Raw genomic sequence first — 20696 nt, 5'->3', positions numbered from 1 at the left:
ATTCTAAGCGGTGTAGGAAGAAACCATGGCGGGCCGTCGCTCGGGAGTGCCGTATCTTTTGGCATAGAAGGCGAGAATTTCCTCAATAATTTGGCGATCGCCGGGGGAAAAATCATCCTGTAGGGTCAGCTCCAGGCCCCCCACCTGACTGTTGAAATAGTCAAACTGGGTAAAAGTGGGAGTCAGAAGGGTCGCGGTCACACCGGCAAGCTGTTGCACATGGGCCGCGATTTCCCGGTAAACAGCGAGGGGTAGTTGAGGAAAACAAATAACTTCGCTATGCAAGGCAGTGGCAACCAACAAAAACGTCTTATATGCCCATGATATACTCAACCGCCTTTTCTCTCTATCACACCCTAGACTGACTGCCCAGGGAAAAATTCACTTTCAACCCCGGTCAAGAAGTTTTGTGAAAATTCTCCTTTGCAAAGGAATTCCGATAGATTTTTCAATGGTACGACGCTTTTCCAAAGATTTTCTCGGACTAGGTTAAAGACCAAGTTTTTGGATGACAGCCTAACCATTACCATGGGACGTTGGCCCACTGGAAAATTAAATAAATTACCAAGTTGTATGAATTATTTAGGATTTGATCCTGGTCGGGATAAATGCGGGGTGGCGGTGATGACTGGCGATCGCCAAATTTTGTACCATGAAACCATTGCGGCCCAGGAAGTGCCCCAGCGACTGCCGGCCCTGTGTGAGCAGTATCAAGTGGAGCAAGTAGTAATGGGGAATCAAACCACCGCTAAACAATGGCAAAAACAATTGCAAAGTTACTTACTCCCAGCCATGGCCCTGGCATTGGTGAACGAAAAAAACAGTACTGTGGAAGCCAGGCAAAGATATTGGCAAATGTATCCTCCTCAGGGATTAGGGCGTTTGGTGCCCTTGGGTTTGAGGACTCCCCCCCGCCCGGTGGATGATATTGTTGCTATTTTGTTGATTGAGCGTTATCTGGATTTGGATAGCGGCCGTTGCTAGGGGACAAATTTTTATGGATTGGTGGAAAAAACTGCGGCGCAATAGCCTGGCTCGTTGGGGTGCCATACTACTATTGTTGTTTTACGTCGCTGTCATTGGAGCGGATATTTTTGCCCCCTATAATCCCTACAACGCCCAAGTGGATGGTTCCCTACTGCCTCCCACCCAAATCCATTGGCGATCGCCGGGGGGGAAATGGATCGGGCCCACCGTTTACCCCACCCGCCAGTTACCCACCGATTTAGAAACGGGATTAAGACCTTTAGAGATAGATTTCAGCCAACCTTCCCCAGTCCGCCTTTGGGTCCAAGGGGATAGTTACGTCTGGGGACAAATTAAATTACCCTTACCCCCCAGTTTTGCCCCAGTGGAAATTTTTCCGGGTATCCCAGGCGATCGCCATTTAATTGGTACCTTAGGGCCGGGTAAGCTCAACTTATTGGGGACAGACGAACAAGGAAGGGATCAATTTAGCCGTTTATTATTTGGTGGCCGCATTAGTTTATTCATTGGCTTGATTGGGATTACCATTTCCTTTCCCCTGGGCATGGTGGTGGGAGGCATTGCTGGATACTTCGGTGGTTGGTTAGACGTGGTTTTAATGCGTCTAGTAGAAGTGCTGATGACCATCCCTGGCATTTACCTGTTGGTGGCCCTAGCGGCGGTGTTACCTCCTGGTCTGAGCAGTGCCCAAAGGTTTTTGCTCATTGTGGTAATTACTTCTTTCATTAGTTGGTCTGGGTTAGCTAGGGTAATTCGAGGTCAAGTGCTTTCCCTCAAACAACAGGAATACGTCCAAGCCGCCAAAGCCATGGGGGCCGGGGCACCAAGGATTATTGTGCGCCACATTTTGCCCCAAACCGCCAGTTACATTATTATTTCCGCCACGTTGGCAGTGCCCGGATTTATTGTGGCCGAATCAGTGTTGAGCTTGATCGGCCTGGGCATTCAACAACCGGATCCTAGTTGGGGAAATTTACTTTCCATTGCCACCAATGCTTCTATCTTGGTGTTGCAACCTTGGTTGGTCTGGCCCCCCGCAGTACTAATTATTTTGACTGTCTTGGCCTTTAATCTATTGGGAGACGGCCTGCGAGATGCCCTAGATCCCCGCAGTTTAGGGGAATAATAGAGAAAAATTTGCTCAATGGGGGCTGGGGAAGATTTATGGTTGCCAAGCTCGACAGCAGAGCACCGATCAATCCCTATCCCTAAAAAGATTTAGTTTAATCATTGGCCAAAATTGATCTCACCGCTCAGGCTCTAACGGGAGTCCTCTTTTGACATTTGGTATAGATTTTATCTATCTGTATCATTGCCTGAAGTAAAAACCAGCCCTAGAATATTCTCTATGGAAATCTATTTTAAATAGACTAAAGACTATGACTAACCCATTTTTGGGGATATTGAATAATGCAAATAACTAACAAAATTCATTTTAGGAACCTGCAGGGGGACCTTTTTGGCGGGGTTACAGCGGCGGTTATTGCCCTGCCCATGGCCTTAGCCTTCGGGATTGCTTCCGGAGCAGGGGCTACGGCCGGACTCTGGGGGGCGGTGATCGTAGGGTTTTTCGCGGCCTTATTTGGCGGCACCCCCACCTTAATTTCCGAACCGACTGGGCCCATGACGGTGGTGCAAACGGCGGTTATTGCTAGTTTAGTGGCGGCAGATCCCGACAATGGCTTGGCCATGGCCTTCACTGTGGTAATGATGGCGGGGTTGTTCCAGATTGCCTTTGGTCTGCTCAAATTGGGCAAATATGTCACCATGATGCCCTACACAGTCATTTCCGGCTTTATGTCCGGCATTGGGATTATTTTGGTGATTTTGCAACTGGCTCCCTTTCTTGGCCAAGCTAGTCCCAAGGGAGGGGTAATCGGCACCCTCCAGGCCCTCCCTAACCTAGTAAGCAATGTCAGGCCGGTGGAAACCCTATTGGCGCTCATGACGGTGGGCATTATTTGGTTTATGCCTTCCCGTTGGAAAAAGTTTGCTCCGCCCCAATTGGTGGCTTTAGTGTTGGGGACAATTATTTCCATCACCCTATTTGGCGATCTGGATATCCGTCGCATTGGGGAAATTCAGGCCGGTTTGCCCGCTCTACAGCTACCAGTGTTTCAGGCTGATCAATTACAGAGAATGCTGATTGATGCGGCTGTTCTGGGAATGCTGGGCTGTATTGATGCCCTCCTGACTTCGGTGGTGGCTGATAGCTTGACCCGCACAGAACATAACTCCAACAAGGAATTAGTCGGCCAGGGCATCGGCAATGTAATGTCCGGTTTATTTGGTGGCTTGGGGGGAGCTGGGGCCACCATGGGGACGGTGGTAAATATCCAGTCCGGGGGACGCACAGCTCTGTCTGGCTTGATCCGGGCGATGGTGTTGCTGGTGGTAATTTTAGGCGCAGCTAAATTGGCGGCTACCATTCCCCTAGCCGTATTGGCTGGTATTGCGTTCAAAGTTGGGGTGGACATTATTGATTGGGGGTTCCTCAAGCGGGCTCACCATGTCTCCATCAAAGGGGCCTTGATTATGTATGCCGTCATTGTCCTGACGGTGTTGGTGGATTTAATTGCGGCAGTAGGTATTGGTGTATTTATTGCCAATATTCTCACCATTGACCGTATGAGTGCGTTGCAGTCCAAAGCTGTGAAAAGTATTAGCGATGCCGACGACGAAATTCTCCTTTCCGCCAATGAGAAACGTTGGCTAGATGAGGGCAATGGCCGGGTCTTGCTTTTCCAACTCAGTGGCCCAATGATTTTTGGGGTGGCCAAGGCGATCGCCAGGGAACATAATGCCATTCAAGAATGTGCCGCCATTGTTTTTGATCTGAGCGATGTGCCCCATTTGGGAGTAACCGCTTCCCTGGCCCTGGAAAATGCCATTGAAGAAGCGGCGGAAAAAGGTCGGGCCGTTTACATTGTGGGGGCAACAGGGCAAACCAAGCGACGCTTGGAAAAATTGCAAGTGTTCCGCTTTGTTCCTGAAAGTAATTGCTATGACGACCGTTCTGAAGCTCTCAAGGACGCTGTCCTAGCTTTGGGACCTCATGAAAGTGAGGACTCCCCTTCCAGTTCTTCCGTCCAGACCACATACTGATTTCTGCCCCGGCGTTTTGCTTCATACAGGGCCATATCCGCTTGTTTGATAAGGGTCCTGGAGATGAGTTCCTTGGAGGGAAACTGGGTGCCGATGCCCAAACTGATTGTGATTTGCCCACTAATGGGGGAAGCTTCATGGGCGATCGCCAATTGGCTGATGGCTTGAATGATTTTCTCGGCAACCATAATTGCCCCCTTGGTGTCGGTTTCGGGCAAAAGCACCGCAAATTCTTCCCCCCCAAAACGGGCCACTAAGTCCGCTGGCCGACTGGCAGCTTTTCTAGCTGCTTGGGCCACCCTAATTAAGCACAGATCCCCCTCCGGATGGCCATAGCGGTCATTGTAATTTTTGAAGCAATCTATATCAAACATGATTAAGGATATGGGCACTTGAGCCCTAGATAATCTCCGCCACTCTTGTTTAATGCGGACATTAAAGCAACGACGGTTAGCAATCTTCGTCAACCCATCAATATCTATTAATTGACTTAGTTTTTTATTAAACCTTTCTAGCCGAATTTGAGCTTTTTGTAAGGTTTGCTCCGCTGTTTCTGCCCTTTCTTTGGCTTTAATTAATAAATATTCTTCTTCTTTGCGATCAGTAATGTCTTTAATATAGCCATGCCAAATGGTTCCTCCATCGCTTTCCCTCCGGGGCGTGGCGTAGCCTAATACCCAGATCACTCGTCCATCAGCAAAACAAACTCGATACTCGTAATACCAGGGAGTTAGGTTTGCTGCAGACTCATAAATGGATCGGGAAACTCCTGGCAATTCATCAGGGTGCAACACGTTAAAAACTGGGGTGGCATCTTCTTTTACCTCCTCAGGGCTAACTCCATAAATTTTCCGAATCCCCTCACTGGCATAGGGAAAGTGAAAAGTACCATCGGGACGCATGCGAAACTGATAGATTACCCCCGGAATATGGCGAGCTAATTCCTGCAAACGTTGTTGGGATTCCAACAGATCAGTAATATCAGCGGAAATACCCAATAAATATTGCGCTTGACCGGATGCGTCACAAATAGGGATTTTTTTAGTGTGTAAAATACGTATCCCTTCGTGGCAGGTTTGGATAACTTCCATGGGGATATCTTGAACTTCTCCAGATAGTAAAACTTGCCTATCCTCTTGGATAAACCATTCAGCCCGCTCCTGAGGAAATAGCTCATAATCATTTTTTCCTAACACTTCTTCTTTCGTATAACCGATTAAACTTTCACCAGCTTTATTTAATTCTAAAAATCTCAGAGTTTTTGCATCTTTAACAAAGATCATGTCAGGAATATTTTCCACAATGGAAGCAAGAAAAGTTTTAATTTTTTCCAACTCTATTTCCGCTTCTTTCCGTTGGGTAATATCCTGAGCTGTGCCTAAGGTTTGCCAAAGTTGTCCTGTTTCTGTGCGGGTAAAAACTAAGTCTCGGCTTAGGAGCCAGCGCCATTGTTGTCTAGCATCTCGGACACGATACTCAATTTCAAGTATTTCACCGTCCCTTAATTTTTGACAATTTTCAATGGCGGCTAAAATTCGTGGCAAGTCTTCTGGATGGCAAATATTTGTAAACAAGCTGGCCCCCATTGTTTTAATTTCTTCTGGAGAATAACCTAAAAATTCAGCAACAGAACGATTACTATAGATATTGGCTTGCTTAATATGGTCATATATGTATAGAAGGCTGGGGGTTGCTTCGGCAATGCTTTCAATAAATTTTTGACTTTGTCTTAATTCCAGTTGGGTTTCTTTCAGGGCTGAAATATCCCGACCAACGGACTGAATTTCAATTAATTGACCCTTGTCATTGAAAATTCCCCGACTAACCCATTGGGTGTAACCTAATACTCCTCCTGCCCTTTTATCCTGATTTTCATTGATAAATTGTGGCTGTTCTGGGGTTAAGCAGGCTATTTTGTCCAGCACTATTTTCAAGTCTTCTTCAACAATGAAGTCTAGCCATTGCAAGCCGATTACCTCGGGTAAAGCAAGCCCTAGGGCTTGACAAAGGGCATCGTTGGCAAAGGTGATGGTGGTATCTGGTTGGGAGCGTAAAATAAAATCTGTCTGACTTTGTACTACTTGCCGATATAGTTCTTTGGAGCCTTGGAGTTCTTCCTTGGTTTGTGCCAGGGATTGTTGTAACCGGAGGGCCATACCATTGATGGCTTTGGCAAGCTGCTGAATTTCGGCAATGGCCACTGGTTGTGTTATGGTGCCGTGGGAAGTGCCTTGGGCTAAATTTTGACTGGTAGTAACTAGTTTTCGTAGGGGTTCAATGACTAAACGAGCAATGTAGAGACTAGTCAGGGCGGGAATTAAAAAAATGATAATGCCCAGAACTAGAAAAAGATAGACATTATTATTAAGTTGACCGAAAAAATCTAACGATAGCGCGGAAAAGACCAAAACTGCCATAACCAGCAAAACTTGCAGCACTAAGGGGAGAATTAGTACCCAATACAAAGGAATATGTTTTTTGGGCAAAAAATCAGCCAATGCCGGTTAGGAAAATTTGTATGTCAATAAATAAAACAAAACGACTGAAAAGTTAATGGCAGTCATCCACCACTATGGTAATTTGTTTTTCGGGCGATCGCCTGTGGGTAAAGAATTAATTTACAGAGCGAATCGGCCCCATTTAGTTGACCTTCGAGCGAAATTCTGGGGGCTTGGCAACTGGGCAGTTTTTCCGGTCAGCAATTATGGTTGCAAGGGATTCACCATGGCTGATTAGATAAGAATACGGGGTAGACGGTGTTTGAAGCCACAGAGAATTTCCCAGGATATGGTGCCCAAAGTAGAGGCCCAATGGTCTGCGGTGATTTGGCGATCGCCGTCTTGGCCAATCAGGGTAACCACTTCCCCCACTTGGGGATCATCAATGCCCCGTAAATCCACCATCATTTGATCCATGGTGATGGCCCCGATTTGTCGCACTGGTTGGCCCCGCAAAAGCACTTCCAATTGATTGGAAAGATTACGGGGGACACCGTCCGCATAGCCAATGCCCACTACTGCCATGGGCATGGTTTCTTCACTAACGAATTGGTGACCGTAACTAACGCCGGTGCCGGGGGGAATGGTTCTGATCTGGGTGATTTTGGCCCGCACTGTTAATACGGGTTTTAGGTCCAGGCAATCGCCTAGGTGGGGAGCAGGATAAAGGCCATACAAACCTAAACCTACCCGGACCATGTCGTAGTGCCAAGCCTGGCCGTGGAGGGTGGCCGCAGAATTAGCTAAATGTAATTTGGGTATGGGTAATCGGGCTTGACGCAAACTGGCGATCGCCTTGGCAAATCTTTCCTGTTGCTGGAGCATGGTGGCGGTGTTGGGGTCGTCCGCTGTGGCCAGATGGGAATATAAACTAGCTAGCCGTAGCTGGGGCAAAGATTGCACCAAACCAACAAAGTTCGCCGCCTGGGGCCAGGGAGTACCCAACCTAGTCATGCCCGTATCCAGCTTGAGATGTACGGGTAAAACCTTACCCAACTTAAGCAAAATATCGTTGAACAATTGGGCCTGTTCCGGGGAGCAGAGGGTGGGCTGTAGTCGCCAATGGGCAATGGCTTCAATTTCCTCTGGGCTATTAATACCTCCCAAAAGCAAAATCGGGGCGGTGATGCCCGCTTCCCTCAGTTCGATGCCCTCCCCCAAAGTGGCGATCGCCAACCAATCAGCCCCGGCCTGTAAAGCAGTTTGGGCTACCCGGACTGCTCCATGGCCATAGGCATCGGCTTTGACCACCGCCATCAAATTAGTTTTTGGCCCCACATACTGGCGGAACTGCCGGACGTTATGCACCAACGCCGCTTGGTCAATTTCCACCCAAGCCCGCTGACGAATCAATTCAGCTAAACGGTAGCCGGATAACGTTGACGAAACCCTAGAGGCTTGCTCCGGGGAAGATTTAACGTCTCGACTCAAGACCATAAAGTTTACTCCTCTGCACCCAAATTCCCCAAGGGGATACGCCTAAGATAAGGGCAAAGTTGGAAAAGTTCCAGTTCCCTAGGATAGAAATTGGCTTACTCCGACCAAAATTTCTCTGACCGATGAATTTCACGAGTAAAGAAAAATGCAGCAACCACAAAAGCCACTGCATTTCCCCGTATTTGCTACCCTGAGGTAGAAAGACGCATAAAGAATATCTACTTATTCTTATTCTCAGACTATTCTTAGCCCAAAGACGGAAAAACTAAATTTCTTTGTTGACGAAAGGTAAGAGAGCCACCAAACGGGAGCGTTTCACTGCGGTGGTCAAGTCCCGTTGTTGTTTAGCAGTCAAACCAGTGATGCGTCGGGGGAGAATTTTACCCCGTTCAGTGATGAATTTACGCAATAATTCCGTGTCTTTATAGTCAATCGGCTGATTGGGGGGCAGGGGAGAAAGGCGTTTACGGTAGTAGTTCATGGAGATTAGCGAAGATGACTTGATAGGGTGCTAGTTTGGGCATCTCGGTTACAAAGCGGATACCGAACTAAGGAAAATGTTCACAGACCAGGGAAATTATTTGGTTTCCTTGTGGATAGTGTGTTTGTTGCAGTGGGTGCAGAATTTTTTCAGTTCCAACCGGGCGGTGGTGTTACGACGATTTTTCATCGTGGTGTAACGATTAACGCCATTGGAACGCTTGTCGGGGTTACTGCGGCACTCGGTGCATTCTAGGGTGATGACGAGGCGTGCCCCCTTACCTTTTTTAGCCATAACTGTTGCGGGAAGGAATACGGTAATTTATACGCAAACTCTGATTATTGCACAAATTAGTCTTGGGACAAAATCTGCCCCTGGTCATTGGCCGTCAATTTTTGGCAGGGGTAAAGCCGAACACTTCGCCGTAGAAAGCAAGTTCTGACTCCAGGGCTTTTTTAATGTTGGCGGCCATGCGGAAGCCATGTTGTTCTTCGGGAAAGGCCACATATTCCACCTTAATGCCTTTGGCTTTGAGGGCTTGCACCATCATTTCCGTTTGGTTAGGGGGCACAACTTTGTCCTCCAAGCCCTGGAAGAAAATCACCGGGCAAGTAAGCTGGTCTGCATGGTTCACTGGCGATCGCCGTTCGTATAAATCCTTTCTTTCTGGATAGGGGCCAATTAGGCCGTCGAGGTAACGGGCCTCAAATTTGTGGGTATCGGTGGCCAGGGCAGTCAAATCGCTCACACCGTAATAACTAGCCCCGGCTTTAAAAACGTTGTGGAAAGTCAGGGCTGCCAGGGTAGTGTAGCCCCCCGCACTACCACCGGAAATGGCCAGTTGCTCCCCATCCACCAAACCTTGGTCTGCCAGGTAACGGGCCGCATTGACGCAATCCGCCACATCAACAATGCCCCACTGACCATTTAGCCGTTGACGATAATCCCGGCCATAACCCGTACTGCCACCGTAATTGACATCCACATAGGCAAAGCCTCGACTAGTCCAATACTGAATTTTTAAACTCAGAGAATTACCGGCCGCCGCCGTAGGACCACCATGGCTTTTGACCAACAGGGGAGGCAGGGCATCGGAGGGGCCTCGGAAATCACCGTTGGTGGGGGGATAGTACCAGGCGTGGGCGGTTTGACCATCATCACCGGAAAAACTGATGGCTTGGGGCTGGGCAAGGTAGGCTGGGTCAAGGGTAAAATCACTAGCCACTTTGAGAATTTCTGTTTCTTGGGCCTCCACTGCTAGGGCAACCACGGCGGATGATGTGGTGGGACCACTGCCAATGAACCAGAGAGTTTTGCCGTCACTACATAAAGAAGAGTAATTGCTGTAGGGCAGTCCCAAAATGCTTAACTGTTTACGGGAGGGTTTCAGTTTGCCCAACTGCCAAGCGCCATCCTGGGTGAAAGTACAAAGAATCGTGTCGGTATCGACAAAGGTATAGCTCCGTAAACCAAATACCCAATGGGGATAGGCAAATTCTGCATCGAGGGGAAAAACGTTATCCACTTCCCCTTTGTGATAGCGGTATAGGTTCCACCAATCAGTCCGATCGCCAACAAAATATAAACTGCCGTCGGGGGACCATTGGGGTTCATGGATGGATTCATTACCTGCCTGGCCAGCAATGATTTTAAGATTACTGAGGTTCCCTGCTTGGTCAATGTCGGCCAACCATAGTTGGGTCGCATCCCAGGGCATATGGGGATGGTCCCAGGTAATCCAAGCCAATTTCTGCCCGTCAGGACTGAGGCGTGGGGAAGAATAAAAATCATGGACCGTGGCGATCGTCGTGACCTCTCCATTTTCTAGACTAATGGCGGCGAGAAAATTTTCCGGCTCCTTTGCTTCTGAGTGATGACGTTCACCAACGGCAATTAATCTTTGTCTGGGTTGATCCAAAACAAAATCAGCAAAACGACAGTCTGGTCTGTTGGTCAATCGTTGCGGTTCTTGCCCAACGCCTTGGACGTAAACCTGTTGATCGCTGAAATTACTGAAATAAACCCCATCCGCCGTGACCAAAAAGGCTCCGCCACCATATTCGTGTACCCTGGTGCGGACATTGAAAGGGGCCGGAGTGACATCCCGCACAGTGCCATCGGGTTGCCGGTGAACTAGAACATTACGCCCTTTTTCTGCCGGCCTCGCTTCTAGCCAAAAGACATCTTCACCGCTGTTTTGCACTGCCCCCAAACCAATACTCCCCGCCAACAACGCATCGGCCGTAATTGGCGATCGCCAGGAACCATAGGGGGCAATCTGTTTAGTGGTCATGGAAATCACAGGAGAGGGGAAACTAGTTACCCTTTCAGGATACAGAAGCAGGCACCAACTTTTCCTGTTCGCTCCAGAACCACTTAATGGTTTTGGCCAAACCCTGATCCAAACTGGTCAGTTGTAAATCCGGCATTAGGCCATGGAGTTTTTTCACCCCCAAGCATTTTGATTTGGCCCCCACGTAACGGCTGGTATCGAATTCAATCAGGTTAAAGTCGTAGTCCACTTCCTGGCAAATTAATTCCGCAAAGCGACGAATGGTAAATTCTTCCCCCGCGCCAATATTGACTAAATCGTTATCCACCATGGCCGCCAGTTCCAGGGCAATGCGGGCAAAATCCTCTACAAAGACCAATTCCCGCCGCTGATAACCGTCCCCCCAGAGAGTAACCGTTTCGCCGTAGAGCTTACCCCGAATAATTTTGCGAATCAGGTCAAAAATAAAATGCATCTGCCGCCCATCGGTATGGTATCCGGGGCCGTATAGGGTAGAAGGTACTAAGCAGAGATATTTGAGCCCATACTGTTTTTGCAATGCCAACGCCCCCGCATAAAGCATCCTTTTGGTCATGGCGTAGGTGAACAAACTATCAATGGGTAAACCAGTGAGGTAATATTCCTCCTCCAAGGGCAAATTAGGATCATAGGCGCAACTAGTGCCCATAAAAATCAACTTCGCCTGGGGTTGTTGACTATGCCACCAATCTAGAACGTTAGTGTTTAATTTTTGGTTGATCAGCCACTGTTCCCCCGGATGGGACAAACAAAAATCCCCCGCTTGGGTCCAAGCAGCCAGGTGATAAATTTGGTCAAAACTGCCCTTGGTAAACTGATGTAGGGAATCCGGTTGGGTCAGGTCACAGTTACGGGAATTGATTTTGGTTAGCTCATGACCCTGGGCCTCTAGTTGATTGCAGAGGGTTGTGCCTAAAAAGCCCGTGCCGCCGGTGACCAAAATTTTCATCCGTTTATCCTTAAAAATACTGAAACTTTTCTTGCCCTATCATCATACAAGAGAGAGCGTTGGACTATTTCACATCTGTGACCATGCCATTTTAATTATAATAAGTATTATTGTCTTTTATATTTCACTCTTTAATATTTCCTCGTGTCTTTTCTTTTTTCTGGCTTGCATCCAGATAATGGAGAGAAATGAATGATGGAACTCAATTTTTTCCTTCGAAATCAGAACTTATGTGTTTATAGTCCAAGTACAATTTTCTCGAAGGGTAAGTTAGCCAAATCGACGGTAATTAAACTTCTAGTTAGTGCGCTTGCTGTTGTGTTCATGGGGTCGGAAGCTACTGGTGCAGAACCAGAATGTAAGGCGATCAATCGGGAGGTTTTAATGTCCCATGGAATGACTTTCAACGAGGATGACAGTTGCCGCCAGACCGATGACCCTTATGAATTTCCTTCGCGAGTGTTTATTCGTCCAGATCCGGACCGTGTTCGCCGTTGGCAGAATGAAGATGGTAGGCTTTTTTGGTCAACGGCCACTCCTCCCGGAGCAAATCCGGCCGACGCTGGACAGTGTGTGAATGTTGAGCACTTCAGGCCCGTTATAGGAATAACGCCAGGGGAGCTGAATTTTTTGGGATTAAAACCAACTGAAAATCAGGTTGTTATTGCCAATGTGCGGGACTTAGATGGTTTTGCCATTGCGGTCTTTTCTCGCGATTCAATTGCAGACATGATTTTTCAAGTTGTTGAGGCGGATGTACCAGTATTAGGTCGTTTAGGCATTCACTCCCAGGTTCGCATGAGGCTTAAACCCGGTCACCAGGTTTTACTCCATCACCAATGGCCATATGAAGCAGTGCCTTACAAGATTGTTGATGAGTTGTTTTTTTCTATTCACGGCGTGGGCTCTGGCCAGGAAATAGGACGAATTAATTACAACCCGAAACTTCTTTTAAGTGTGCTTGACGGCTCCCGTTTACTTGTTTTCGCGATCCACACAAGGGAATTTCGCCTATGGGACACGTATGCGCGGTTGAAAAATGCAAATATTAATCAGTATCCTCTTCAGTTGAACCATAACGAAATCAATAGATATATAGACAAATTTCTTCGTATTTCGTCAGAGAGTCGCCTAAATAAGCACTATTTGCTCACGGAGCGGAATTGCACGAATGGGCAGTTTAGGTTGCTTGAGTATGCCAAGGGCCATCAGTTTCAGCCAGATTGTTTGTGGCCCCCTTGGACAAATGGAACTATCCATCCAGACAAGTCGGCGGAAGCCCTGCGGACAAGGGGATTAATTGCGCCTGATGAGGTGAATGCTATTGGTCATTACGAGGAGGAGCCGGCTGTTCTTGAGCTACTTCAATCTTGGGGTTTTCTTTAAAATTCATCGAGGGAACTAGACAAAATTGATGGGAGGTTAAGTACAGGTTAACGAAAGCTAAATGGGCTATGATCTGTCCACTTCGATGGCACAGAGTTGGGAGCAATGACCCATGGGGCAAAAAAATGAAGCGGTTATCTTAATCGGAGCTTTAGCCATTACCGGAGTGGTGGTGGCAGGGGGCGGTTGGTGGCTATGGCAACGCTTCCAAACAGGTGGTGAAAACCCAGGAGAGATGGTTAACGAACCAGGGCAGTTACCTCCTCCCCCAGAATTGCAAGCTTCCGATGCGTTTGTGGCGCCAACCCAAGTTCCAGCGGGGACAAAAGTTACCATTGATGGCTCTACTAGTATGGTCAACATCAATGAGGCCCTGAAGGCTCAATTTCAGCAAACTTTCCCCGGCACAGTGGTGCAAACCGATGCCCAGGGCACCGACAAGGGCGTTGTGAACCTAATTTTGGGCAAAGTTGATCTATCTGCTAGTTCCCGTCCCCTCACTTCCCAGGAACAGGCCCAAGGCCTTGCGGCGGTGCCGGTGGCCAGTGACACGATCGCCGTTATGGTGGGCAGGCAAAATCCCTTTGCTGGAGGGTTAACTTCGGCTCAGTTGCGGGATATTTTTACGGGAAAAATTAGTAACTGGTCTGAGGTTGGGGGGCCAAACAACACTATTCAAGTAATCAATCGACCTTCTGAAAGTGGCACCCAACAAACCTTTGCCGCCCAAGTGTTGCAAGGACAAGCGTTTGGCCAGGGCGCAAATTTCCAAACTATGCCCAGGGATGCCACCACCCCGATCATTCGGGCTTTGGGTAGCAATGGCATCAGCTACGCCACCTATGGACAGGTAGAGAACCAGCAAACTGCCAGGATTGTGCCCATTGACAGCCTTAGCCCCAACCAGGAAAATTACCCCCTGCGACGACAATTATTTTATTTTTACAAAACGCCTCCCTCACCCCAGGTGGAAGCATTTTTGGGTTTTGCCACTAGCCCCCAGGGTCAACAGGCGATCACCAATGCCTTTGAATAGGTCTAATTAGTTCATATTGCGGTACTTTACATCATCTTGATTTTCATATTCATACTGGTTGTCATTCTCATACTGATCGTCTTGTTCGTAATCTAAGCTATTATCATCGACGGATTTTTCGTCAGTTAAATCCTGATAATTTTCCTGATTCATATTTTCGTAATCCTTCCGGTCCGCATCTTCGTAACCCATGGGATTATTGGGATTTTCCTCTTCTCCCGCCTGGGCCAGCACGGGAAAGAACACCAACGCCGCAGTTAACAAACTCAGTAAAGTTACCAACAAAAAAGTAGGCGATCGCCGGGTTTGATCGGTGGAAGTAGTAACCATGGCGTTAATGTCCTCTGAAGGGATGAACATGATCAAATTTTGACGCAATCCTGCCATTTAACGTTGCCGCCCTCTTCCACCAAGGCAGTGTTGCCCTTGGACCAAACGGTGATGAAACCATTGCTGTATTTATTCCCAGAGGCCGATTCCGCTTGGGGTAAAACCACTGTGCGACCATCCGGCAGGGTAACCTGAATGGCAGATCCTTCCACCATTTTAATTGTCAATGTTTCGGTTGGGGAGCAGTAGTAAGTTTGGGTCTCCTGGGCATAGCTAGGTATCGCTAAACCCAAGCCACCAAGAATTAGGGCCACTAGGACAACTTTAGCTGGGCGACCCCAGAGAGCGGAATAGGAATTTTTCATAACTAATCGTGTCAATCACGCCTCCAAATACTGTGGCTGTTTTGACCAGCTACCCTGATTCTATGACCGGCGATGGTCTTCCTAGCCCTGCCACAGACCACTTCCCTAAACGGCTGATATGTTGACGATCTAGGCTTTTTTCCCGTCCTCCAACTCCTCAAAGGCGGCCAAAATTTCCTCCAAGGCGATCGCCATATGGGTCCAGTGGGTGCCTCCTTGGCAAAAAACGGTGTAGGGTTCCCGCAATGGTCCGTCGGCGGACAACTCGGAAGTACTGCCGTCAATAAATGTGCCCCCAGCCATCACCACTTCACTGGCGTAACCAGGCATAGCGGCGGGTACGGGTTGAAGATAGGAACTAATGGGGGAAGCTCCTTGTAGAGCCCGGCAAAAAGCCAATAATTTTTCTGGACTGCCCAACTGAATGGCTTGGATCACATCCCGGCGGGGAGATAGGGGCGCAGGATTAACCGGGTAACCCAATTGGTCAAACACATGGGCCAGCAGATGGTTACATTTCATCGCTTCCCCCACCATTTGGGGGGCAAGGAAGAGGCCTTGGAATAACAGACGATTTTGGTCAAAAGTGGCTCCCCCTTCCCGGCCAATGCCTGGGGCAGTCAATCTATAGGCCCCCGCTTCCACCCATTCCTCTTTCCCGGCTAGGTAACCCCCTGCCGTAACAATGGTGCCCCCAGGATTTTTAATCAAAGACCCAGCCATCAGATCCACTCCGATCGCCGTCGGTTCCACTGTCTCAATGAATTCCCCGTAGCAATTGTCCACAAAACAAAGGGTGCGAGGATTTTGGGCTTTAACAATTTCGATAATTCTGGCAATGTCGGCGATCGCCAAACTGGGGCGCCAACTGTAACCACAGGAACGTTGGATTAAAACTAAGCGAGTTTCCGGACGCACTGCAGTTTCTAGCCCTTGCCAATCCACCGTGCCGGCCGCCGTGAGGGGCAATTGACGATAAGAAATGTTAAAGTCAGCGAGGGAGCCTTGACAACTTCCCCTAAGACCAATCACTTCTTCGAGGGTGTCGTAGGGAGAGCCCACCGCCGACAGTAGTTCATCCCCCGGTCGCAAAATGCCGTACAACGCACAGGCGATCGCATGGGTTCCGGACACAAACTGTACCCGTACAGCGGCCGACTCTGCCCCCATCACCTGAGCAAAAACCCCGTCCAGAGTATCTCTGCCTAGGTCATCATGGCCATAACCACTCACCCCGGCGAAGTGCTGTACCCCTACCCGATGGTGCCGAAATGCCTCTATGACTTTGTACAGATTTTCCTTGACCTTTGCGTCGATTTCCGAAAAGATTGGGACTAGGTTTTCTTCTGCTTGTTTAAGGAAGCTGGAATATTTCATTAAGACATTATTTAACTTTTGATGTTATTTGGGAATTCCCCTTAAACTATCTTTCAATCTTCGAGATCATCACCGATTCGATTTTCTTGGATGGTTGGTAAATCCCGGCGATGTTAAACCCATTAAACATTGAATACCTATATTTAAGCAAACTTTTTGACAATAGTTTAATCGTTTTTAACAAGCGCCAATTATTCCGTTTTTTCGTTAGGTTTTTTTTCATGACTGCTGCTCTTCCCAACGATTCCAAGCCCAAGTTGACTCCAGCTTGGACTGTGATCTTCTTTTTTACCTCCATTCATTTGGTGGCCCTGTTGGCTTTCCTGCCCCAGTTTTTCAGTTGGAAAGCAGTGGGGATGGCTTTCTTGCTCTATGTAATTACCGGCGGCATTGGCATTACTTTAGGTTTTCACCGTTGTATTTCCCACCGCAGTTTCAATGTTCCTAAATGGTTAGAGTATATTTTCGTAATCTGTGGCACCCTAGCCTGTCAGGGGGGCGTATTTGAGTGGGTCGGCTTACACCGTATGCACCACAAATTTTCTGACACCACCCCGGATCCCCACGATTCTAATAAGGGTTTTTGGTGGAGTCACATCGGCTGGATGATGTTTGAAATTCCTGCTAAAGCTGATATTCCCCGCTACACCAAGGATATCCAAGACGATAAATTTTATCAATTTTGCCAGAATAATCTAATTCTTATCCAGGTCGCCCTAGGCTTGATTTTATTTGCCTTAGGGGGCTGGCCCTTCGTTATTTGGGGCATTTTTGTCCGCCTAGTGTTTGTTTTCCACTTCACTTGGTTTGTCAACAGTGCCACCCATAAGTTCGGCTACGTTAGCCATGAATCCAATGATTATTCCCGCAATTGTTGGTGGGTAGCATTGTTAACTTTCGGTGAAGGTTGGCACAATAATCACCACGCCTATCAGTACTCTGCTCGCCATGGTTTGCAATGGTGGGAAGTGGATTTAACTTGGATGACCATTAAATTCCTATCTTTGCTGGGGTTAGCCAAGGATATTAAACTTCCTCCGGAAACTGCGATGGCCAACAAAGCCTAGGAAATGATTTGAACATGATTCAGACATTTTCTGATCATCACTAAGGTTTCCCCATAAGCAACCGTTTCCCTGTTGACTTCATTAAGTTCAGCGGGGATTTTTGTTGCTATTAACTAGGGCAATATTAGTAATAAAAATACTCCTGGCGATAACGTTGATGGTGCCAATTATTATCCCTATCCCGACGCTCCCAACCGTCCACCCTACAGTTGATGCAATTACTACCGCCATTGATGATGGTTAATTCGTCCTTGCCCCGGTAATTACGGTTGTGGCCTCTGTAGTAACTATTAGGATAGGTATCGCTGCGATTAGGCATAAAGATCGGTTGGCTAAAACCAGGAGTGCCAATACGATCGCCAGGGTTATTGTAGTTGTTGTAGCGATTGTAGTTACGAAATTGGGCGTTGGCGTTGGGGGCTAGACTGGCCAAAATCCCAAGGGTGGCGATCGCCGTCAGTAGATAGTTCCGTTTCATAGATTTATCCTCCGAGTGAATGGGCTATGGGCTGCGTGTAAAGGGTCCGATGTTTTCTTGATCTTTTCCCCACTGTCCAATTAACCCGGACCAATACTAGTTTCCTTCTTCTATCCTAGATCGCCCCCAGGGTAAACAGCAGAGGCAAAGAAATACAAAAGGTTACAAATCTGGGGAAAGGGGAAAAATTTTTGCGACAATCATCAACGTTGGGCCCAAGCCATTAAAGACTTTGACGGAGAACCATGTCAGATACCATTGAATCCATCCTGCAGGAAGAGCGACTGTTTGATCCCCCTACAGAATTTAGTGAGCGGGCTTACGTGCGTAGTGGGCGGGAGTATGAGCAACTGTACAGCCGGGCGGCCAGCAATCCGGAGAAGTTTTGGGGTGAGCTGGCGGAGCAGGAATTACATTGGTTTAAAAAATGGGACCAGGTTTTGGATTGGCAACCTCCCTTTGCGAAATGGTTTGTGGGGGGTCAGTTAAATATTTCCCATAACTGTTTGGATCGGCACTTAACCACCTGGCGGCGCAATAAGGCGGCCATTATTTGGGAGGGGGAACCGGGAGATTCCCGGATAATTACCTATGCCCAACTCCATCGGGAAGTGTGTCAGTTTGCCAATGCCCTGAAAAGTTTAGGCGTGCAAAAAGGTGATCGGGTAGCAATTTATCTGCCCATGATTCCCGAAGCGGCGATCACCATGTTGGCCTGTTCCCGTATCGGTGCGCCCCATAGTGTTGTGTTTGGTGGGTTTAGTGCGGAAGCCCTGCGGGATCGATTAGTGGATGCTGAAGCCAAATTGGTCATAACTGCCGACGGTGGTTTTCGTAAAGATAAGGCGATCGCCCTGAAGCAGGAAGTGGATAAGGCCCTGGAACACGGTGCCCCCAGCGTGGAAAACGTCATCGTCGTGCAAAGAACTAAAGCCGATGTGACCATGACGGCGGGACGGGACCACTGGTGGCACGAACTCCAACCTCAACAGTCGGCCCATTGCCCAGCGGAACCCATAGACAGTGAAGATATGCTGTTTATTCTCTACACCTCTGGCAGTACTGGCAAACCAAAAGGCGTGGTCCACACCACCGGGGGTTACAACCTTTACACCCACATGACCACCAAATGGATCTTTGACCTCAAAGATACGGACGTTTATTGGTGTACCGCTGATGTGGGTTGGATTACGGGCCACAGCTACATTGTTTACGGCCCCCTGTCCAACGGTGCAACAACGGTAATGTATGAAGGGGTGCCCCGCCCCTCCAACCCCGGTTGTTTTTGGGACGTAATTGAAAGGTATGGGGTGAATATTTTCTACACCGCCCCCACCGCCATCCGAGCCTTTATTCGCATGGGGGAAGCCGTACCCAACGCCAGGGATTTATCCTCTCTCCGTTTACTGGGCACTGTGGGGGAACCCATTAACCCCGAAGCTTGGATGTGGTACCACCGGGTCATTGGCGGCGGTAAATGCCCCATTGTCGATACCTGGTGGCAAACGGAAACCGGCGGCATTATGCTCACTCCCCTACCTGGAGCTATCCCTACCAAACCCGGTTCTTGTACCAAACCTTTTCCCGGCATTGTGGCGGAAATTGTTGATTTAGATGGCAATCCCGTCGAGTCAGACCAAGGGGGCTTTTTAGTGATTAAACAACCTTGGCCCAGCATGATTCGGGATGTGTACGGCGACACCGATCGCTTCCGCCATACCTATTGGGAACATATTCAACCCAAGGAGGGACAATATCTCTACTTTGCTGGGGACGGGGCCCGCCGGGATAAAGACGGTTATTTTTGGGTCATGGGCCGGGTGGATGATGTGATTAATGTCTCTGGTCACCGTTTAGGCACTATGGAAATTGAATCGGCTTTGGTTTCCCATCCCCTCGTAGCGGAAGCGGCGGTGGTGGGTCGCCCCGATGAATTGACTGGGGAAGCCATTTTCGCCTTTGTTTCTCTGGAGGGTAACGCTGAACCCAGTGAAGAGTTGAAAAAAGATTTGGTCAAGCACGTCACTGAAGAAATTGGGGCGATCGCCAGGCCAGCGGAAATCCGTTTCACCGATGTGTTACCCAAAACCCGTTCCGGCAAAATTATGCGTCGTCTGTTGCGGAGTTTAGCCTCCGGGCAGGAAATTTCCGGGGACACTTCCACCCTGGAGGACCGGACAGTGCTGGACAAATTACGGGAGGGCTAATAGCGTGTTGGACAAATTACGGGAGGGCTAATTGGGAAATTAGATTCACTGTCACCACTTTTTCTTCCGGCTCAGCGACGGTAACTTCCAGGTCTGGGCCGAAGAATTTGGCAATTTTTTCCTGCTTTTCCTGCCAAGTTTCCAGGCTGATGAAGGGGGAGGTAAAGGTTAGGGTAAGCACGTATTTTCCCTCCCAATCCTGTTCCAAAAGACTAGTGAGTACTGGTCTTTCTTCATCCGTGGGACTCAAACCTAGGCGCTCTAGGGATTCGTCCAGATGGGCTTCCTGGCCGTAACGGTAACGGGTCACATCTTTGCGAATTTGATTTTGGGTGGGGGTGGCCAGTTGGTTTCGCAGGGCGATAATTTTTTCTGAGGTCGGTTGACTAAATGGAATAGGTTTCAACTCCGCCGCCTTAAGGGCCAAGCCCCCTAACACTAAGGGAATGCCATAGAAAAAGCCAGCCAGATTGAGGGTGGCATAGTCGAGGGCGTAGGCCACAAAGCCTGTAATGGTGAGGATTCCCCCCACCGTTAACCCCACTGCGGCCAAAGAAATTTTAGGAAGCATTTAAGTCAATATCCTTACCAAGGAAAAAAAATGGGCAAATTGTCCCACGGCAATAGTATCTACCAAAACTGAGGTCCCTAGCCACTGGGATTGGCGATCGCCAATAATAAT

At 48.4% G+C, this 20696-nt stretch carries 19 protein-coding genes; 7 read left to right on the top strand and 12 right to left on the bottom strand.

Annotated elements, in window-relative coordinates:
- Positions 1-3: 3 nt before the first annotated feature.
- Positions 4-300: a hypothetical protein gene (locus tag C7I86_RS13385; RefSeq protein WP_223211292.1), complete on the bottom strand. Its 297-nt coding sequence runs from the start codon at positions 298-300 to the stop codon at positions 4-6.
- Positions 301-528: 228 nt separating this feature from the next.
- Here C7I86_RS13385 and C7I86_RS13380 point away from each other — a divergent pair, with 228 nt between their 5' ends.
- From C7I86_RS13380 to C7I86_RS13370, 3 genes are all read left to right on the top strand, one after another.
- Entirely contained in the window at positions 529-984 is a 456-nt protein-coding gene (locus tag C7I86_RS13380; RefSeq protein ID WP_010873742.1) for a pre-16S rRNA-processing nuclease YqgF, read from the top strand.
- 13 nt (positions 985-997) lie between these two features.
- Entirely contained in the window at positions 998-2113 is a 1116-nt protein-coding gene (locus C7I86_RS13375) for an ABC transporter permease (RefSeq protein WP_010873741.1), read from the top strand.
- A gap of 284 nt (positions 2114-2397) precedes the next feature.
- Positions 2398-4092 (top strand): SulP family inorganic anion transporter, encoded by a 1695-nt coding sequence (locus tag C7I86_RS13370; RefSeq protein ID WP_010873740.1) that lies wholly within the window; start codon positions 2398-2400, stop codon positions 4090-4092.
- On the opposite strand, the gene C7I86_RS13365 is transcribed toward C7I86_RS13370, so the two are convergent.
- From C7I86_RS13365 to C7I86_RS13335, 6 genes are all read right to left on the bottom strand, one after another.
- Positions 4041-6590: a PAS domain S-box protein gene (locus C7I86_RS13365; RefSeq protein WP_223211291.1), complete on the bottom strand. Its 2550-nt coding sequence runs from the start codon at positions 6588-6590 to the stop codon at positions 4041-4043. The genes C7I86_RS13370 and C7I86_RS13365 overlap by 52 nt on opposite strands.
- Positions 6591-6824: 234 nt before the next feature.
- The gene (gene alr / locus C7I86_RS13355; RefSeq protein WP_010873738.1) at positions 6825-8027 is read right to left on the bottom strand and encodes an alanine racemase; all 1203 of its coding nucleotides are present in this window, start codon (positions 8025-8027) and stop codon (positions 6825-6827) included.
- A 265-nt stretch (positions 8028-8292) separates the two neighbouring features.
- The gene (gene rpsR / locus C7I86_RS13350) at positions 8293-8508 is read right to left on the bottom strand and encodes a 30S ribosomal protein S18 (RefSeq protein ID WP_010873737.1); all 216 of its coding nucleotides are present in this window, start codon (positions 8506-8508) and stop codon (positions 8293-8295) included.
- 96 nt (positions 8509-8604) lie between these two features.
- Positions 8605-8802 carry a 50S ribosomal protein L33 gene (gene rpmG, locus C7I86_RS13345; protein WP_010873736.1) on the bottom strand — a complete coding sequence of 66 codons (198 nt, stop codon included), beginning with the start codon at positions 8800-8802 and terminating at the stop codon, positions 8605-8607.
- 94 nt (positions 8803-8896) lie between these two features.
- Positions 8897-10810 (bottom strand): S9 family peptidase, encoded by a 1914-nt coding sequence (locus tag C7I86_RS13340; protein ID WP_010873735.1) that lies wholly within the window; start codon positions 10808-10810, stop codon positions 8897-8899.
- Between the two features lie 25 nt (positions 10811-10835).
- On the bottom strand, positions 10836-11768 hold the full coding sequence (locus C7I86_RS13335) for a GDP-L-fucose synthase (RefSeq protein ID WP_010873734.1): 933 nt from the start codon (positions 11766-11768) through the stop codon (positions 10836-10838).
- A 192-nt stretch (positions 11769-11960) separates the two neighbouring features.
- Between C7I86_RS13335 and C7I86_RS13330 the strand changes: the two genes are divergently transcribed.
- The gene (locus C7I86_RS13330; RefSeq protein ID WP_010873733.1) at positions 11961-13154 is read left to right on the top strand and encodes a DUF4105 domain-containing protein; all 1194 of its coding nucleotides are present in this window, start codon (positions 11961-11963) and stop codon (positions 13152-13154) included.
- A 112-nt stretch (positions 13155-13266) separates the two neighbouring features.
- The gene (locus tag C7I86_RS13325; protein ID WP_010873732.1) at positions 13267-14190 is read left to right on the top strand and encodes a PstS family phosphate ABC transporter substrate-binding protein; all 924 of its coding nucleotides are present in this window, start codon (positions 13267-13269) and stop codon (positions 14188-14190) included.
- 6 nt (positions 14191-14196) lie between these two features.
- Here the strand turns inward: C7I86_RS13325 and C7I86_RS13320 are convergent, their stop codons facing one another.
- From C7I86_RS13320 to C7I86_RS13310, 3 genes are all read right to left on the bottom strand, one after another.
- Positions 14197-14520 carry a hypothetical protein gene (locus C7I86_RS13320; protein WP_231848820.1) on the bottom strand — a complete coding sequence of 108 codons (324 nt, stop codon included), beginning with the start codon at positions 14518-14520 and terminating at the stop codon, positions 14197-14199.
- A 32-nt stretch (positions 14521-14552) separates the two neighbouring features.
- Positions 14553-14885, bottom strand: a complete 333-nt coding sequence (locus tag C7I86_RS13315) for an MliC family protein (protein WP_010873730.1) — start codon at positions 14883-14885, stop codon at positions 14553-14555.
- 129 nt (positions 14886-15014) lie between these two features.
- Positions 15015-16262, bottom strand: coding sequence for an aminotransferase class I/II-fold pyridoxal phosphate-dependent enzyme (locus tag C7I86_RS13310; RefSeq protein ID WP_010873729.1), 1248 nt, complete (start codon positions 16260-16262; stop codon positions 15015-15017).
- Positions 16263-16372: 110 nt separating this feature from the next.
- Between C7I86_RS13310 and C7I86_RS13305 the strand changes: the two genes are divergently transcribed.
- Positions 16373-17329: an acyl-CoA desaturase gene (locus tag C7I86_RS13305; protein WP_010873728.1), complete on the top strand. Its 957-nt coding sequence runs from the start codon at positions 16373-16375 to the stop codon at positions 17327-17329.
- A gap of 124 nt (positions 17330-17453) precedes the next feature.
- Here the strand turns inward: C7I86_RS13305 and C7I86_RS13300 are convergent, their stop codons facing one another.
- Positions 17454-17807 (bottom strand): hypothetical protein, encoded by a 354-nt coding sequence (locus C7I86_RS13300; protein WP_010873727.1) that lies wholly within the window; start codon positions 17805-17807, stop codon positions 17454-17456.
- 245 nt (positions 17808-18052) lie between these two features.
- Here C7I86_RS13300 and acs point away from each other — a divergent pair, with 245 nt between their 5' ends.
- Positions 18053-20014 carry an acetate--CoA ligase gene (gene acs, locus C7I86_RS13295; protein ID WP_010873726.1) on the top strand — a complete coding sequence of 654 codons (1962 nt, stop codon included), beginning with the start codon at positions 18053-18055 and terminating at the stop codon, positions 20012-20014.
- A 16-nt stretch (positions 20015-20030) separates the two neighbouring features.
- Here the strand turns inward: acs and C7I86_RS13290 are convergent, their stop codons facing one another.
- Positions 20031-20585, bottom strand: a complete 555-nt coding sequence (locus C7I86_RS13290; protein WP_010873725.1) for a DUF2854 domain-containing protein — start codon at positions 20583-20585, stop codon at positions 20031-20033.
- Positions 20586-20696 lie beyond the last annotated feature (111 nt).

This window comes from Synechocystis sp. IPPAS B-1465, assembly GCF_003015225.1.
Lineage (GTDB): Bacteria > Cyanobacteriota > Cyanobacteriia > Cyanobacteriales > Microcystaceae > Synechocystis.
This window is presented reverse-complemented; position numbering and strand designations above follow the sequence as displayed.

Coding starts and splice junctions, on each gene's coding strand:
- C7I86_RS13335 (WP_010873734.1), bottom strand. CDS start 11,768: ATGAAAATTTTGGTCACCGGCGGCACGGGCTTTTTAGGCACAACCCTC.
- rpmG (WP_010873736.1), bottom strand. CDS start 8,802: ATGGCTAAAAAAGGTAAGGGGGCACGCCTCGTCATCACCCTAGAATGC.
- C7I86_RS13310 (WP_010873729.1), bottom strand. CDS start 16,262: ATGAAATATTCCAGCTTCCTTAAACAAGCAGAAGAAAACCTAGTCCCA.
- C7I86_RS13320 (WP_231848820.1), bottom strand. CDS start 14,520: ATGGTTACTACTTCCACCGATCAAACCCGGCGATCGCCTACTTTTTTG.
- C7I86_RS13375 (WP_010873741.1), top strand. CDS start 998: ATGGATTGGTGGAAAAAACTGCGGCGCAATAGCCTGGCTCGTTGGGGT.
- C7I86_RS13330 (WP_010873733.1), top strand. CDS start 11,961: ATGATGGAACTCAATTTTTTCCTTCGAAATCAGAACTTATGTGTTTAT.
- acs (WP_010873726.1), top strand. CDS start 18,053: ATGTCAGATACCATTGAATCCATCCTGCAGGAAGAGCGACTGTTTGAT.
- C7I86_RS13305 (WP_010873728.1), top strand. CDS start 16,373: ATGTTAAACCCATTAAACATTGAATACCTATATTTAAGCAAACTTTTT.
- C7I86_RS13370 (WP_010873740.1), top strand. CDS start 2,398: ATGCAAATAACTAACAAAATTCATTTTAGGAACCTGCAGGGGGACCTT.
- C7I86_RS13325 (WP_010873732.1), top strand. CDS start 13,267: ATGGGGCAAAAAAATGAAGCGGTTATCTTAATCGGAGCTTTAGCCATT.
- C7I86_RS13290 (WP_010873725.1), bottom strand. CDS start 20,585: ATGCTTCCTAAAATTTCTTTGGCCGCAGTGGGGTTAACGGTGGGGGGA.
- C7I86_RS13380 (WP_010873742.1), top strand. CDS start 529: ATGGGACGTTGGCCCACTGGAAAATTAAATAAATTACCAAGTTGTATG.
- C7I86_RS13315 (WP_010873730.1), bottom strand. CDS start 14,885: ATGAAAAATTCCTATTCCGCTCTCTGGGGTCGCCCAGCTAAAGTTGTC.
- rpsR (WP_010873737.1), bottom strand. CDS start 8,508: ATGAACTACTACCGTAAACGCCTTTCTCCCCTGCCCCCCAATCAGCCG.
- C7I86_RS13300 (WP_010873727.1), bottom strand. CDS start 17,807: ATGAAACGGAACTATCTACTGACGGCGATCGCCACCCTTGGGATTTTG.
- alr (WP_010873738.1), bottom strand. CDS start 8,027: ATGGTCTTGAGTCGAGACGTTAAATCTTCCCCGGAGCAAGCCTCTAGG.